General features: G+C 55.1%; 14 protein-coding genes. 4 read left to right on the top strand and 10 right to left on the bottom strand.

Annotated features, from left to right (window positions below; all coding sequences use genetic code 11):
* Window positions 1–285: 285 nt before the first annotated feature.
* The 3 genes from GE107_RS16210 to GE107_RS16220 all read right to left on the bottom strand — a co-directional run bounded on the left by GE107_RS16210 (window position 286) and on the right by GE107_RS16220 (window position 3,325).
* Complete coding sequence (locus GE107_RS16210; RefSeq protein ID WP_219641027.1) at window positions 286–2,013, bottom strand: proline--tRNA ligase; 1,728 nt, start codon at window positions 2,011–2,013, stop codon at window positions 286–288.
* 452 nt (window positions 2,014–2,465) lie between these two features.
* The gene (locus tag GE107_RS16215) at window positions 2,466–3,047 is read right to left on the bottom strand and encodes a ribonuclease H-like YkuK family protein (protein WP_219641028.1); all 582 of its coding nucleotides are present in this window, start codon (window positions 3,045–3,047) and stop codon (window positions 2,466–2,468) included.
* An 80-nt stretch (window positions 3,048–3,127) separates the two neighbouring features.
* Window positions 3,128–3,325: a hypothetical protein gene (locus GE107_RS16220; protein WP_219641029.1), complete on the bottom strand. Its 198-nt coding sequence runs from the start codon at window positions 3,323–3,325 to the stop codon at window positions 3,128–3,130.
* 195 nt (window positions 3,326–3,520) lie between these two features.
* On the opposite strand from GE107_RS16220, the gene GE107_RS16225 reads away from it, so the two are divergent.
* From GE107_RS16225 to GE107_RS16235, 3 genes are read left to right on the top strand one after another with little or no spacing between them, the layout of a single operon-like run.
* Entirely contained in the window at window positions 3,521–4,246 is a 726-nt protein-coding gene (locus GE107_RS16225; protein WP_219641030.1) for a Crp/Fnr family transcriptional regulator, read from the top strand.
* Window positions 4,243–4,686: a DMT family transporter gene (locus GE107_RS16230; RefSeq protein ID WP_219641031.1), complete on the top strand. Its 444-nt coding sequence runs from the start codon at window positions 4,243–4,245 to the stop codon at window positions 4,684–4,686. The genes GE107_RS16225 and GE107_RS16230 overlap by 4 nt, the downstream gene beginning before the upstream one ends.
* A 14-nt stretch (window positions 4,687–4,700) precedes the next feature.
* Complete coding sequence (locus GE107_RS16235; RefSeq protein WP_219641032.1) at window positions 4,701–5,168, top strand: nucleoside deaminase; 468 nt, start codon at window positions 4,701–4,703, stop codon at window positions 5,166–5,168.
* Between the two features lie 142 nt (window positions 5,169–5,310).
* Here the strand turns inward: GE107_RS16235 and GE107_RS16240 are convergent, their stop codons facing one another.
* Window positions 5,311–6,321, bottom strand: coding sequence for an aldo/keto reductase (locus GE107_RS16240; RefSeq protein WP_255570528.1), 1,011 nt, complete (start codon window positions 6,319–6,321; stop codon window positions 5,311–5,313).
* A 226-nt stretch (window positions 6,322–6,547) separates the two neighbouring features.
* On the opposite strand from GE107_RS16240, the gene GE107_RS16245 reads away from it, so the two are divergent.
* Window positions 6,548–7,105, top strand: a complete 558-nt coding sequence (locus GE107_RS16245) for an Hcp family type VI secretion system effector (RefSeq protein WP_219641033.1) — start codon at window positions 6,548–6,550, stop codon at window positions 7,103–7,105.
* A 45-nt stretch (window positions 7,106–7,150) separates the two neighbouring features.
* Here the strand turns inward: GE107_RS16245 and GE107_RS16250 are convergent, their stop codons facing one another.
* The 6 genes from GE107_RS16250 to GE107_RS16275 all read right to left on the bottom strand — a co-directional run bounded on the left by GE107_RS16250 (window position 7,151) and on the right by GE107_RS16275 (window position 14,091).
* Entirely contained in the window at window positions 7,151–7,711 is a 561-nt protein-coding gene (locus GE107_RS16250; RefSeq protein ID WP_219641034.1) for a DUF402 domain-containing protein, read from the bottom strand.
* 18 nt (window positions 7,712–7,729) lie between these two features.
* On the bottom strand, window positions 7,730–8,563 hold the full coding sequence (locus GE107_RS16255) for an HAD family hydrolase (RefSeq protein ID WP_219641035.1): 834 nt from the start codon (window positions 8,561–8,563) through the stop codon (window positions 7,730–7,732).
* Between the two features lie 195 nt (window positions 8,564–8,758).
* The gene (locus tag GE107_RS16260; protein ID WP_219641036.1) at window positions 8,759–10,231 is read right to left on the bottom strand and encodes a glycoside hydrolase family 32 protein; all 1,473 of its coding nucleotides are present in this window, start codon (window positions 10,229–10,231) and stop codon (window positions 8,759–8,761) included.
* A gap of 204 nt (window positions 10,232–10,435) precedes the next feature.
* The gene (locus tag GE107_RS16265; RefSeq protein ID WP_219641037.1) at window positions 10,436–12,181 is read right to left on the bottom strand and encodes a type 2 periplasmic-binding domain-containing protein; all 1,746 of its coding nucleotides are present in this window, start codon (window positions 12,179–12,181) and stop codon (window positions 10,436–10,438) included.
* A 77-nt stretch (window positions 12,182–12,258) separates the two neighbouring features.
* Window positions 12,259–13,152 (bottom strand): carbohydrate ABC transporter permease, encoded by an 894-nt coding sequence (locus tag GE107_RS16270; RefSeq protein ID WP_219641038.1) that lies wholly within the window; start codon window positions 13,150–13,152, stop codon window positions 12,259–12,261.
* Window positions 13,153–13,203: 51 nt separating this feature from the next.
* Window positions 13,204–14,091, bottom strand: a complete 888-nt coding sequence (locus tag GE107_RS16275; protein ID WP_219641039.1) for an ABC transporter permease — start codon at window positions 14,089–14,091, stop codon at window positions 13,204–13,206.
* Between the last annotated feature and the right edge of the window lie 79 nt (window positions 14,092–14,170).

Raw genomic sequence — 14,170 nt, forward strand, 5'->3', positions numbered from 1 at the left:
GATAAATTAAAATGAAAAAAGAACGCAAAAAGACCGCAAGCCCATTCGCTTACGGTCTTCGCGCATCGTGAAATGGAAGGTCTAGCCCTCTCTGCCGATCAAGCGGCTGAATCGAGCGTTACCCCTGCCTTTCCCATGCTTGGGCCCGTAGAGGCCGATGGACAATGAACTGGCGATTCGGTTGCGACAGAGCGGCGTTGCGGCGATTCACGATTCCGGTCATGTCCGGTCGGCCTCCTTTCGTTGTAAGATACTGCTTATCATAATGGCTTCAGGGAAGGGCTGTCAATCGGAAAATAGAAAAAATCTAGCAATCCGATCCATCGCTTCCTCCGCCGTCAGAACCGTCTTCCCCTCCCGGCCGCGTTCTTTGAATTCCACCAACCCTTCGCCGGCGTGCTTACCGACGACGAGCCGGAGGGGAATTCCGAAGAGATCCGCATCCTTGAACTTGACGCCGGGACGCTCCTCCCGGTCGTCCATCAACACTTCGATCCCGCGATCCGCGAGTGCTCGATACAGCCGATTCGCGAATTCGGATTGCGTCTCATCCTTAACCGATACGACGATCAAGTGAACTTGGAAAGGAGCGATCGCCATCGGCCAAATCAATCCGTTCTCGTCATGATGCTGCTCCGCCGCGGCGGACAGGATCCTGGACACCCCGATTCCGTAACATCCCATGATGACCGGCTCCGCCTGACCGGATGCGTTCTGCACGACCGCCCCCAGTTTCTCGCTGTACTTCGTTCCGAGCTTGAACACATGGCCGACCTCAATCCCCCGGTGAAATTGCAGGGTCCCTTCCGTGCATCGAGGACACGGATCGTGCAAGGCCGCTTGTCTATAATCTCCTGCAACCTGGAGCGGGAAGTCCCTTCCCGGACGAACGTTTCGGAAATGGAAGTCCGTTTCATTGGCACCCGCAATTCCGCTGCTCATCCGAGCGACAGCTTGATCGATCAACAGCGGGATCCCCATATCCACCGGCCCCACGAAGCCGATAGGAGTCCCCGTCGCACGCACCACAGTTTCGGCATCGGCCATCTCCACCTGTGCGGCGCCCAGCTGTTGCTTCACCTTGATCTCATTCACCTCATGGTCTCCCCGAATCAGTACGGCAACCGGCTGCCCATCGGCGGAGACCACGATCGTCTTGATGATATCCCGCGGTTCGATCCTCAGCATTTCGGCGAGTTGTTCGATCGTCCGCGCGCCGGGAGTATGGATTTTCTCCATGGCAGGATAAGCCGCTGGAGTTTCCGCCGTATCTACGACCGGCTCCCCTGAAGCGCGTACTTCCGCTTTCTCCAGATTCGCCGAGTAGTCGCAACGGGAACACGTCACGACGGTGTCTTCCCCGAACTCGGCCAACGCCATGAACTCGTGCGTGCCGCCTTCTCCGCCGATCGCTCCCGCATCGGCCTCCACCGCCCGAACGTTCAAGCCGCAGCGTTGGAAGATCCTCCGGTAGGCCTCGTACATCCGCCAGTAGGAAGCGTCCAGCCCTTCCCGACTCGCATCGAAAGAATACGCGTCTTTCATCAGAAACTCTCTTCCCCGCAGAAGTCCGTACCGGGGGCGCTTCTCATCGCGGAATTTGGTCTGAATTTGATACAACGTGACCGGAAGCTTCCTGTAGGAGGCAATCTCATCCCGAATCAGAGCGGTCACGACTTCCTCGTGCGTCGGACCGAGCGCGAATTCTCTGGCGTGCCGGTCGTTCACCCGGATCAATTCGGGACCGTACGCGTCGTAACGGCCGGACTCCTTCCACAGCTCCGACGGCTGCAGGGCAGGCATCAGCATCTCCTGGGCGCCCGCACGGTCCATCTCCTCCCGGATGATCCGCTCTACTTTCCGGAGCACTCGCCATCCGAGCGGCAAGTACGAATAGATGCCGGACGCCAACTGGCGGATGAACCCGGCTCGGAGCATCCATTGGTGGCTGACGGCTTCCGCGTCGGAAGGAGCCTCTCTCAGGGTCGGCGCGAACAAATGGGATTGTTTCATAGGTTCCTCCTTGACCAGCGGAAATAGAAAACAAAAAAACGCATCCGTCAGGGACGAATGCGTTCGTGGTACCACCCTTATTCAACCGGAGCGGCAAGCCGCCCGGTCCTCGTCGGATAACGGGAATATCCCGGCAGCGGATACTCCGGTTCTCCGCTGCGGCTCGCCAGGCGGGGAGCGTCCATTCGCGTCGAGAAACCTTGCAGCCGGCGGGTTTCTTCTCTGGGCGACCGATATTGGACTTCGTTTCCTGGGGTCATAGCCGTTCGATATGACTTTTCGTATGGCTAGTAATTTACGCTACCGGCACAACGCTGTCAAGCGTCACTTGCGGCATGCGCTACGGAGGAATTCCATTGGCTTGCGTGGCACAGCACAATTAATATGATTATATAATTATGCCATTAATTATCGGCCATTATCACGTTACTGCCGGCCTTGGATCGAGACGTTCAGTTCCCAGCCGCGGCCGCATAGCCCCGGTAAGGCGTCTTGGTAAAGCGGTTGGACACGGAGGAAGCAACGATCGCCTCCGGCTTCACCCTGGCCGACAATCCCATGCCCTCGATCCTTCCGACCATCTCCGCCACGAACGCCGACGTCCGGTTCCGCTTCTCGTCGGTACCCGCGTCGATGTCGATGAAGAGCCGCAGCTCCGCGCCTTGATACACGTGCGGAAGGAGAATGTCCTCCAGCAGCGCGCGTTTGGACGGATCGAAGTACGCCGCGATCTCTTGGCTGTACGTCGTTTCCAAGGTCAGCTTCTCCCGGATCGACCGGATTTCCCGCGGCAGAATCACCTGGCGGTAGCAGAACCAAGCTCCACGTCCCGGCCGGAAAATCACGACGGACGTCACGAACTTCGTATGCCCGGCATGGACCTGCGCGTCCGTTCCGATGACGAGCTCGTAGGCGGCGCGCGGTACGCCCCGCATGAAGCCTTGAATCCGATCGAACACTTCGTCCAGCGGCATGTTCCGTTCGGATAGGTTGCGGAATACCTTTTCGTGGATCAACGGATATTGCTTTTTCATGGCTTTCACCTCATTCGCAAGGTTGGCTGCTTCCTTTCCCGACAAAATAAAAAGCTACCTGTCGCCGGCCCCCTCCGCCTTCAAGGCGGATGCGAAACCGGATCCCAGATAGCTGGATAAGCGCGCATAGAGGAACGTTCGCCGTTTCTGCGCCTGCGTTCCTGTCCGTTCAACGATAAGACGGGACCGTTCCGCAGCATCGCGAATCGGCTATCCGAAGCGTTATGCTCTTGGACCCTATCCAGCCGATTGTGCGGATCGTTGCGCAGTTGGCGCATCGCGAACGTCACCTCCTTTCGTTTCATTATACGATATGTACTTTAGTGGAGTATTAAACAGACTCCGTTGGGCGCTTTCGCTCCGCTTCGAAGTATTTCTTTCAGGCGCAAGGCGAAACTGAGAAAAAGGACATGTGACCTTTTTATCAGCCCGAAGCATCTGCTAAGATAATCTTGTCAAAGGGGCAGTGCCAGTTGGATGCTGTTGAAGCCATCAATAAAGACGAGAAGATTCAGGCTTTTATGGCCGGAATACCCGAGTACATCCGTTCGAAATTCGTGCCGTCCGTTTTCGCGAAAGATTCGGTCGTCGCCAAAAAAGATGCCCAAACGGACCACGCCTATCTGGTCCTCAAAGGGTTATTGAGGGTTGTTGCGGAGTTTGAGGACGGGAACCATTATTTGTTTGCCCAAATCAAGCCTTTTTCTTTCGTCTCCGACTTGGAGGCGCTTTCGGAACAGACGGTAAACGCCGTTACCGTCGTCGCGGCCGAAGACAGCGTTTTGCTAAGAATGGATATTCGCGACTTTATCCGCTTCTTAAAGACGGATCACGGGTTTCTTCTGCTGGTGTCGGGCTCGCTCGCCAAAAAAATGTTCCAAAGATCCGTGGAAATGGGCGCCGGTTTGTACAAAGCCGGTCTGCAGAAAGTGATCCTGTATTTGCTCAAACGCTGCCAGGAAGAAGCGCCGGATCCTCGCAAGCCGTTGATTCTGAACCAAACGCGGCCCGTGATCGCCAGCGAGATCGGGATCAGCGTCAAAACGTTGAACCGCAGTTTGCAAAAGTTGAAGCAGGCCGGTCGAATCCACATCGCGCGGGGGAAAATACAAATTACGGAGAAACAATACGGAGATCTTCTCCTGCAATCGCAAGAAAGTCCATCTTCATCCATTCGGCCGGGAGGATCGGGGTCATGATTTACGTGCTCAGTCTGCTGTCGGGAATCGTATTAAGTTTGCAAGGCTCCATGAACGGGGCATTGGGAAAAAACATCGGTTTTTTGGAATCCGCGCTCGTATCTTTTGTCATCGGCTTAATCGGAATCGCCGGAACCCTGCTGTTTTGGGGAAATGGTCAGTTCAGCTCCGTGCTTCATGTTGAAAAGTGGAAGCTGCTCGGCGGATTGGCGGGAGCCTTCTATATCATCGTGTTAGCTTACTCGGTACCTAAAATCGGGGTTGGAGCATCCACCATCCTCGTATTCTGCGGACAAGCGGCCATGAGCGTGGTCATCGACCATTTCGGGCTTCTCCAATCGCCCAGGATCCCCATCACCTCATCCAAGCTGATTGCCATCGTTTTGCTGATCGCCGCCGTATACTTTTTTACAAGAGACAATGTCCACCACAACGTTTAGGAGGGTACCCATTCATGCATGACGAACTGATGAAGGAAGCCGTTCGGTTGGCGGCCGAGAATGTAACATCGAGTCACGGCGGCCCCTTCGGCGCGATTGTCGTCAAGGACGGCAAGATTATCGGCAGAGGCCGAAACGAAGTGACTTGTTCGAACGATCCCACCGCGCATGCCGAGGTTCAAGCGATTCGGGAAGCCTGCAGGCACCTGAATTCGTTCCAATTGACGGGATGCGAAATCTACACCAGCTGCGAACCTTGCCCGATGTGCATCGGAGCGATCTACTGGGCGAGGCCGGATGCCGTATATTACGCTTGCACGAAAGAAGACGCGGCCGCGATCGGCTTCGACGATCGTTTCATCTACGAAGAAATCGCTCTCCCCATGGAGCAGCGGTCCATCCGCATGAAACGGATGCTAACGGATCAATTTATGGCACCGTTCGAGTTATGGAGAGCATCTTCGAATAAGATCGAATATTGAGTAAAAGAAATAACCTCCCTGGAAATTGCGGTTGCGATAGACCGCCATTACCAGGGAGGTTTTCTTTGACCGATGGAAGCAAATTACCCGAATGCGCGCGTGATGGCTCTAGCCGATTCGGCTTACCGAACATACCACAGCCTCAGGGCATCGGACGTCCCCGAGACGTGACGTACAGCTTGTACCACTCTTCCCTGCTGAGCTCCACCTGCATCGCTTCCGCGCAAGCCCGGATCCGCTCCGGCCGCGAAGTGCCGAGCACGGGCTGAATCCGCGCCGGATGACGTAGCAGGAAGGAGAGTGCGATCGCTTCCTTGGACACTCCCCGCTCCTCCGCCATGGAGCCGACCAACTCGTCCGTCGCGCGGACCCGGGGCTCCGCTTGGCCGAGGTCGACGTTGAACAGTCCCCGCAGCGGGCTCCAGGCTTGGATCTGCACATGGTTCAACCGGCAATACTCGAGGGTGCCGTCCGGAAACGACGAAAGCTTGCCGGCCTCCTGGTTGACATGAACCTGCGAATCCAGCCAGTCCAGCTTCGTCAGGCTGAGCTCCAGTTGGTTCGCCACGATCGGCTCATCCAAGAATGCTTGCAGGTAGCGCATCTGGCCTGCGCTCATATTGGAGACTCCGAATCGCTTCACTTTGCCGGAGCTTCTCAATGCCTCGAATGCTTCCGCTACCTCTTCGGGTTCGATGAGCGGGTCCGGACGATGCAACAGCAGAATATCCAGCGACTCGATGCCGAGCCGGCTCAGAATCCCGTCCACGCTTTCGAGGATGTGCGATTTGGAGAAATCGAACCGGTTCGACTCCCCCTCCCTCTCGGCCCACCTAATGCCGCATTTCGATTGGATCACGAGCTGATCGCGCAAGCCGGGGCGCTCCTTCAGCATCTGCCCGAATACTTGCTCGGCCTTGCCGAACGCGTAAATGTTCGCGTGGTCGACCATGTTGATGCCGACCGAAAGCGCCGCGTCCATTCCTTCGTGCATCTGCTTGAGATGTTCCGCCGTCAGCGGATCCCGGGTCCAGCCTCCGCCGAAGCCCATGCAGCCGAGCACGAGCCGGCTCGCCTCGAATCCGTGTCGGTTCAGCGGCAACTTCGCATCGATCGCTATGAAACCTGCACCTCCGTTTTCGGTATCCTTCATCGACTTTCATTATAGTCAACCTCTGGACGCCGCGTAAGGAGTATACCGGAGTATAGGAAGTTACCGGGCCGTCACGGACATTGGTCTTCCTACCCACCTCAGCGCAACTAGAATTTACGACTTGCGGGGCTTGCTCCATGTGGATTTGCTACGAAAACACTAGACCAACCGAATCGCTCATGATATTATTGATACGAATTGTATCATAAAAGGAGCTGAGCTCGAGATGTTACGATTCAAGAGGTTCAAACCGTTGTTCATCCTGTTGACCGCCGCCGCCCTGATCTTCGCATTGCCGGTTTCCGCGTCTGCCGCTGGCACCCGATTATTTTTGGTGCTGGACGGGATCAAGGGAGACAGCACGGACGCTCGCTTGAGAGACGCGATCGAACTGCGGTCCTTCGATTTCAACGTGGCGAAAGAGGTTTGTCCCTGCACCAACGCCGAGAAAACGAAGTTTCACGACATCGTGATTACCAAATCCATCGACAGCGCCTCCCTGCCGCTGCTGGAACGGGCTGCGACGGGCCAGAAGATTTCGAACGGGGTTCTATACTTCCAACGGGGAAGCGTGAAACAACCCACCTTTTTGAAAATCAAATTCACGAACCTGACGATCACCGGTTATCATTTGCAGGAGAATGAGGGCTCCGATACCTCTTTCGAACAGATCACCTTCCGTGCCGAGAAAATGGTGTGGGAGTACTCGCCCCAGAAACTGGACGGATCCTCGGGTCTCCCCATCAAAGTGGAGATCGACACGGCCAATCCATCGGCCAAATAACGTGTTCCGTAACGGAACATCCCCTCCGAACGGCAAAAACCGCCTTCACTTCCGAAGGCGGTTTTGCTCGTTTCCAGTGGCCTCGTCATTTGCAAGCTGCCTCACGCCGATTCGATCGATGAAGCGTTCGAGAGAACCGTCGAAAGGGAAACCCTTGTTCTGAATACGGCTTTGCAAATTGGCTAATTCAAGCTTCGCCCTGTGGATGAGCCCATCCGGGTAAGCGAACTTGACCGAATTCCTCTCGAATTCATCCTCGTCGACGACCCTCCACTCTCCGTTCCTATGGATGAGATCAAGGTCCAGATCGACGAAAGAAACGGTGTTGTCTTCGAGTTTGGCCGGTTCGTTGATGTTGCAGTAATACTGTTGAATTTGACCGCCGACCACATCCGCGCTTACGGTAAACCAAGCATCGAATGGAAAAAACTCGAGGGTCCAATTCTCCACCGTAAATATCCGTTGCTTCGTATGATGATGAAGCTTCCGGCCGTATTCGCCCAATACGAAAATATGAGATTCCGACCGTTCCAGCAAAATGGTGTCCCATTCGTAGTGCGGGCGATTTCCGTACTTGAGTGCTTGAACTCGTACTGGGGTACTCATGGAACCCTTCCTTCTTCTTCAACCGATGAGATGCCGCTCCCTCAAAAACCTCGCTACTCCGTCATGATCATGGGTGTCTATGATTCGAGTCGCGGCCTTCTTGACCAGGTCGTGCGCATTGCCCACCGCATAACACTCGTCGGCCATCTCGAACATGGACAGATCGTTCAAATTGTCTCCGAAGCAAACCAGTCTTTCATATCCGTAGGCTTCCTTCAGATATTGTACCGCTTGGCTCTTCGTCGCTTGCGCGCTCGAGATTTCCAGCCAATGATAGCCGGGCGCGTAAATATCCGGTCCATAGTGCCGGATGCATTCCGGCCGGTTCGCAAACTTCAGGTATACGTCTTCCAGCTTCTCCGGCAAGTCAATTGCGTTAATCGTAATCAGCTTCTCGGTCAAGCACGCGGAATAATCGTTGATCAATCGAAACCTGCCATCCTGGCGAAGCAATCTGTCGCCAATGTAATGCTCCTCGCTCGCATTATGAATGCCGCGATAATAGACACGCGGCCGGCCTTCGTGATCGACGGTGTATACGACCGGTTTCAGGCCCGCCTGAAGGTAGCTCTCTACGATTTCTTCTCCCAGCGAATTCGGCAGATAGTGGGACTGGATGATTTGGCCGCTCTTAAGATCGGCGATGAAGACCCCGTTGATGAAAATACCGGGAAGTTTCAAATGCAGCCTTTCCAGAAGCGGAAGCGCGGATTCCATGGAACGGGCGGTTGCGATCGTAAAGTGAAGACCCCGTCCGATCAAATCGTTCAGGATTCGAATCGATTCCTCGCCGACACTCTGTTCGCGATTCAACAAAGTCCCGTCCAGATCGGAAACATACAACGTTCTCATAGCCGGTCTCCCCCCGAATGGCGATGATGCCCGCTTGGGGTCATCTCTTCCTCAGCCAGCGCCTTAAGCGAGCCTATTCTACCACAGTATGGATTTGAATTGAATAACAAGCAAGCAGGCTCCTTTGCGGGAACCTGCTTCTTTGACGACTATATCGCATTCGATCTAACGCGGATTGCAAGGTGCGGGACTTCGTTAGATCGGCTTATACATCTTCACTCGATAAGACAGCCCGCCTTCACCCTCGCAGAACAAAGAGAGGCCCAACGAATCGGGAGAGGGATAGATCAAATCGGTGATCGCGATCTGCCCGTCGTTCGCGAATACCTCTACGGATGCCTGGTCCACGATGATGCGCAAGTGCAGGCGCTTCAAGTCCGGCTGCAAGCTTGCTTGATGCCGGCCGGGGAACAGTTCATGAAAGTCGACGGCTCCCGAACGGGTGCGGTCTACGAATACAGCCTGATCCTTCACGGAGCAGCCGACCACCGTCTCTTCCGATGCCGAGGTTCTTAGCTTGAAGCCCAAGGCTTCGATCCCCTCCGCAAGCTCGAATTCGGCTTCGATTTCATACGTCTCCAGCGGATGTTCCTTGAACTGCGCATTGAGCTCGCCGACCGACTTCCCCTCCGCCTCGAACAGAAGAGCCCGTTGCGCTTCCCATTCCTTGACGGGACGTTGGATCAAGGCGACTTCGCGGTTTCGCGTCTCCAAGGCCAGCTCTCTCGGGATCGTCATCGCGCCTCTCCAGCTCTCCGTAGGCGTCGCGTCCGCGTATTTCCAATTGTTCATCCAGCCGACATAGATGCGGCGTCCGTCTTCCTCCGGGATATCCGACCAGCTCACGCCCGCGTAATTGTCCCTTCCGTAATCGATCCAGCGGACCTGCCGCGAGGCTTCATCCGGCACGAAGGTATTCCCGTCGAATTGTCCGGTGAAATACTGGGTTCTCGAGCCTTCCGGGATTCCCGGCTCATTCGCGATGCTGACGAGCATGACCCACGTGCGTTTCCCGCGATCCCCATCGACCGGCAGCTCGAACAAATCCGGACATTCCCAGACGCCGTCATGGCTGCCGATTCCATGGCCGAACTCGCTGCAGAAGCTCCACTCCTTCAAATTCGGGGAACGATACAGGCGAACCGTCCGGCCGCAAGCCAGAATCATCACCCACATCCTCGTATCCGGATGCCAGAACACCTTCGGGTCCCGAAAATCGGCAAACTCGTCGGAACCGAGGACGGGATTGCCCTCGAATTTGACCCAGGTTCTTCCCGAATCCCGGCTATACGCCAGGCTTTGGCTCTGCTTCTGCCGCGGCGCCGCCCCCTGTTGATCCTCATGATGCGTGAAAATCGCGACCAGACCCGGCTGACCGCCGAAGAAACCCGTCGTATCGTGCCAATCCACCACGGCGCTGCCCGAGAAGATCATCCCCTTCTCGTCGGGCGCAAGCGCGACCGGGAGGTGCTCCCACGTCATCAGGTCCCGGCTCACGGCATGTCCCCAGTGCATCGGGCCCCACTTCGTTCCGTGGGGATAGTGCTGGTAGAACAGATGGTATTCCCCGTTGAAATAGACGAGCCCGTTCGGGTCGTTCATCCAATTCGCCGGAGGAGTAAAATGAAACCTTGGGCGATACTTCTCTGTATTTCGAACAGCAGACATCTCTCTCCCTCTCCCTCTCCCTATCCCTGCTCATGCTTCCGTGAGCGCTGCAAGAGCGACTCAGCAGCAACGATGAGTTCTGTCCAAGTAAAACGGCTACTCCGTCCTTTTCGGACGGATAGACGTTTTATCGGAGGTGATTCAGAAAAGGATGGCGGATTTTATACTTTCTGAATCACCAAGACAGAACCCATCGTTTTGTCTTTATTGATTGAGCGTGCTTTGGATTTCCTCCGTGATTTGGTTGCCGCCTTCATCCTTCCACTTGCTGACGAAGGTGTCGAAGGCGCTGATCGGCTCACGGCCGATGATGATTTTGGAGAACGTTTCCAGCTCGAGCTTCGTCAGGTTGGCCCAGCGCTTATCCATCGTCTTCGTTCTCTCGTAGGTCAAGGAGTTGACCCACTTGAACTTGCCGTCCACATACGGCTTCAGGCCGACGCCGAAGGACCATACCCATCCGAACTCATTCGCTTTGTCCCCGGAGAAATCCCAACCCGAGATGTTCATTTTGTCGTACGGCTTCGTCTTGGAAGCGATGATCTTGTCAAACGCCTGGTTCTGGTACGCGTCATAGTTGTTGAAGTAAGCGTGGATCTCGTCGGCCGTCTTCTTGCCGGCGTAGTAGTTGTTCAGCTCCTGCATGACCATGGCGGGACCGTCCGCGATCGAGAACGTCTGGTACATCGGGAACGCGCCGTCTCCCAGAACCGTCTGATCCTTCTCGTCGACGTAGTTTTTCAGGCCCTCTTTGAAGATGTTCAGCATTTTAATGACCGCTTCGGGGTTTTTGGCATCCTTGCTGATGACCGTGAACGTTTGCGCCGCGTTTCCGCCTTTCGCCAAGTAGATGCCGTCGGAACCGGACGGCAGCAGGTAAGGCTGCCAGTTGGCGTTTTTGTCGTTCTTCCAGCTGTTTCCGATGTCGGCGAAGGGGTTCCACCATGTCCCGAAGAACAGGCCGGCTTTGTTATTCGCGATCAATTCTTCCGTCTTGGACATGATCATGCCGGGAGAAATTAATCCTTGCTTGTACATATCGGCCAATTTCTGAAGCGCCGCTTTCGTCTCAGGCTGGATGGAGCCGTAAACCGCCTTGCCTTCGCCGTCCTTGACCCAGATGCCGGGAAAGGCGTTAAAGGCCGCGAAGATCGGGTCGAAATGCAGGCTGAAGTTCGTGTTGGCCATATCCTGATACAGCTTTCCGTTTACGCTGGGGCCGACAATCCCGACCGTATCCGCTTTGTTGTTGCCGTCCGGATCCCGCTCCACGAACGCTTTCGCCACGGCGGCAAGCTCGTCCAGGTTCGTCGGCGCCTTGAGACCCAGTTTATCCAACCAGTCTTGACGGATCCACATGACGGACAAGAAATCCGGCAGCGGGTTGGAGGACGGAATGGCGTACATCTTGCCGTCCTTCTTGACCAGGCTGTCGAACAGCGCCTTGTTGGAGTTGTACACTTCCTTCGTCTTCGGGCTTGCGTATTGCTCCCAGACGTCCGAGATGTCCATGGCCAAGCCGGCTTTGACAATCGCTTTGTACTCCGTATAAGTCAGGTTCGTCATGTAGTCCGGGATTTTGGCGCTTGCGATCGCCAAATCCACTTTCTTCTGATAATCCTCGCCGCCGGCCGCGCTGAAGGCGTTCTCGATCTGGATGTTGAATTTGTCCTTCAGCATTCTCGTGTACGCATTATCGTCCAAGGATTGGCCGTCCGGGTATTTCTGGTTCGGGTCCAGCGACACTCCCCGGGTCACGACGGTCAGCTCGGGCTGCTTGCCGAGCGGATCCGCCTTCGTCTCTGCCGAAGCCGAAGCCGAAGCCGCAGGCTTGCTCTCGGCGGAAGGCTGAGCCTCGCCTCCCTTGCCGGTACACCCCGCGAGCAAGGCAACGCCAAGCGTCATGGACAATACGGCTGCGCTCGCTTTTCTCATGCTTGGTTTCAACATACTCTTACTCCCCTTTTTTATCTTCAATTTATGTCGAAGGAGAAACTCCTCGGACAACGACGACGCGGACAAACCGATCAGCCCTTCACGGATCCCAGCGTAATCCCTTTCACGAAATACCTCTGCAAGAAGGGGTAGATCAACAGCACGGGAATCATCGCGACGAAAATCTTGGCGGCGTTCAAGGAATCGTTATTCAATTTGGACATGCGGTTCAGTTGTTCCACAGACATGTTCGCCAAATTCTGCAAGTTCGTCGATACGACCAGCTGTTGGATATAGGTTTGCAGCGGATAGCTCTCCTCCCTCGTAGACAGGACCATCCCTTGGAAGAAATCGTTCCAGTACCCGACCATCGTGAACAAGAGGACGGTCGCCAATACGGGCTTCAGGAGTGGCAGCAGCACTTGGAACATGAATCTCCACGGGCCCGCTCCATCGATTTTTGCCGCCTCTTCCATTTCTTCCGGCAGGTTCTTGATGAAGTTCGTAATCAGAATGAGGTTAAAAATCGGAACTCCGCCGCATAAAACCAAGCCCCAGACGCTGTCCAGCAGGTTGTAGTTCCTCATGGTGATAAACCAAGGGATCAAGCCGCCGTTGAACAGCATGCAGAAGACGAACACCCACATCAGCAGATTGCGTCCCGGAAATTGCTTGCTTGTTTTGGATAACGGGTACGCGGCCAGCGACAACACCAGCATCGTGAACGCCGCTCCCAGCAAGACCCGCTGGAAGGATACCCACAGCGAAAGGAAGAATTTGGGATCGGACAGGATTTCCTGGAACGAATACAGGTTGAAGCCGATGGGATAGAAGGATACTCTTCCCGCCTGTACGGCCGCTTTCTCGCTTAACGCGATCATCAGGCAGTACCAGATCGGCAACAAACATAGCAGGGTCACGACAAGGAGCAGGACGATGTTCGAGGCATCGAACGCTTTGGACCCGAGCGACCGATTTTGTACCACTGTTCTCCCTCCTGACATAGGGGTTTTGACGGAGTTAAAACTCTCTCCACTTTAGAAAATCCGGTAACCGACTAATTTCTTCGCCAACCAATAACCCGTCGTAATGAGAATGAAGCTGACTACGGATTTCAATAATCCCACGGCCGTACCCATGCTGAAGTCCAATTCCTGCAAGCCCGAACGGTAAACGTAGGTATCGATGATATCGCCCGTGCTGTAAACGAGCGGATTGTACATGTTGTACACTTGGTCGAATCCCGCGTCCAGAATGCCGCCCAGCGATAGAATCGCGAGAAGGGCGATGGTGGTGCGAATGCCCGGCAAGGTGACATGCCACATTTTCCTCCAGCGTCCCGCCCCGTCCATCTCCGCCGCTTCGTAGAGCGTGTGGTCGATGCCGGTTAAGGCAGCCAAATAGATGATCGAGTTGAACCCGAAGTTCTTCCATACGTCCGATCCGATAATGAAACCCCGGAACAAGTCCGCTCGTTGGAACAGCTGTACGGGCTCGAGCCCGAGAAACGCCAAGACGTGGTTCACCGGACCGTTGATGCCGAAGATCTGAAGCATAATGCCCGACAATATCACCCAAGATAAGAAATGGGGCAAATATACGCTCGTTTGGATGAACTTGACCAAGTATTTTTTCCTAAGCTCATTCAGCAGCAAAGCGAACACGAGCGGCACGAAGAGATTCCCGACGATTTTGCCGAACGCGATGACCAGCGTATTCCATAAGACCGATCGCACGTCGCTCAGTTCCAACATGTACCGGAAATTCTCCAGACCGACGAATTCCGAATGCAGGAAGCCCGCCCCCGGATTGAAGTCCTGGAACGCCATGACGATTCCGAACATCGGCGCGATCTGGAACATCACGAGCCAGATCAAGGCCGGAATCAGCATGATCCAATAGTGCGTCCTCAGGTTTTTTTCCATGACAAATAGAACCCTCCTTTATCCATAGATGACAAAGTAAGTGTTTGCACTGTAAATGAAGGGGCTGCCCGGCCCGATA

The sequence above is a fragment of the Cohnella sp. CFH 77786 genome (assembly GCF_019400745.1).
GTDB lineage: Bacteria > Bacillota > Bacilli > Paenibacillales > Paenibacillaceae > Cohnella.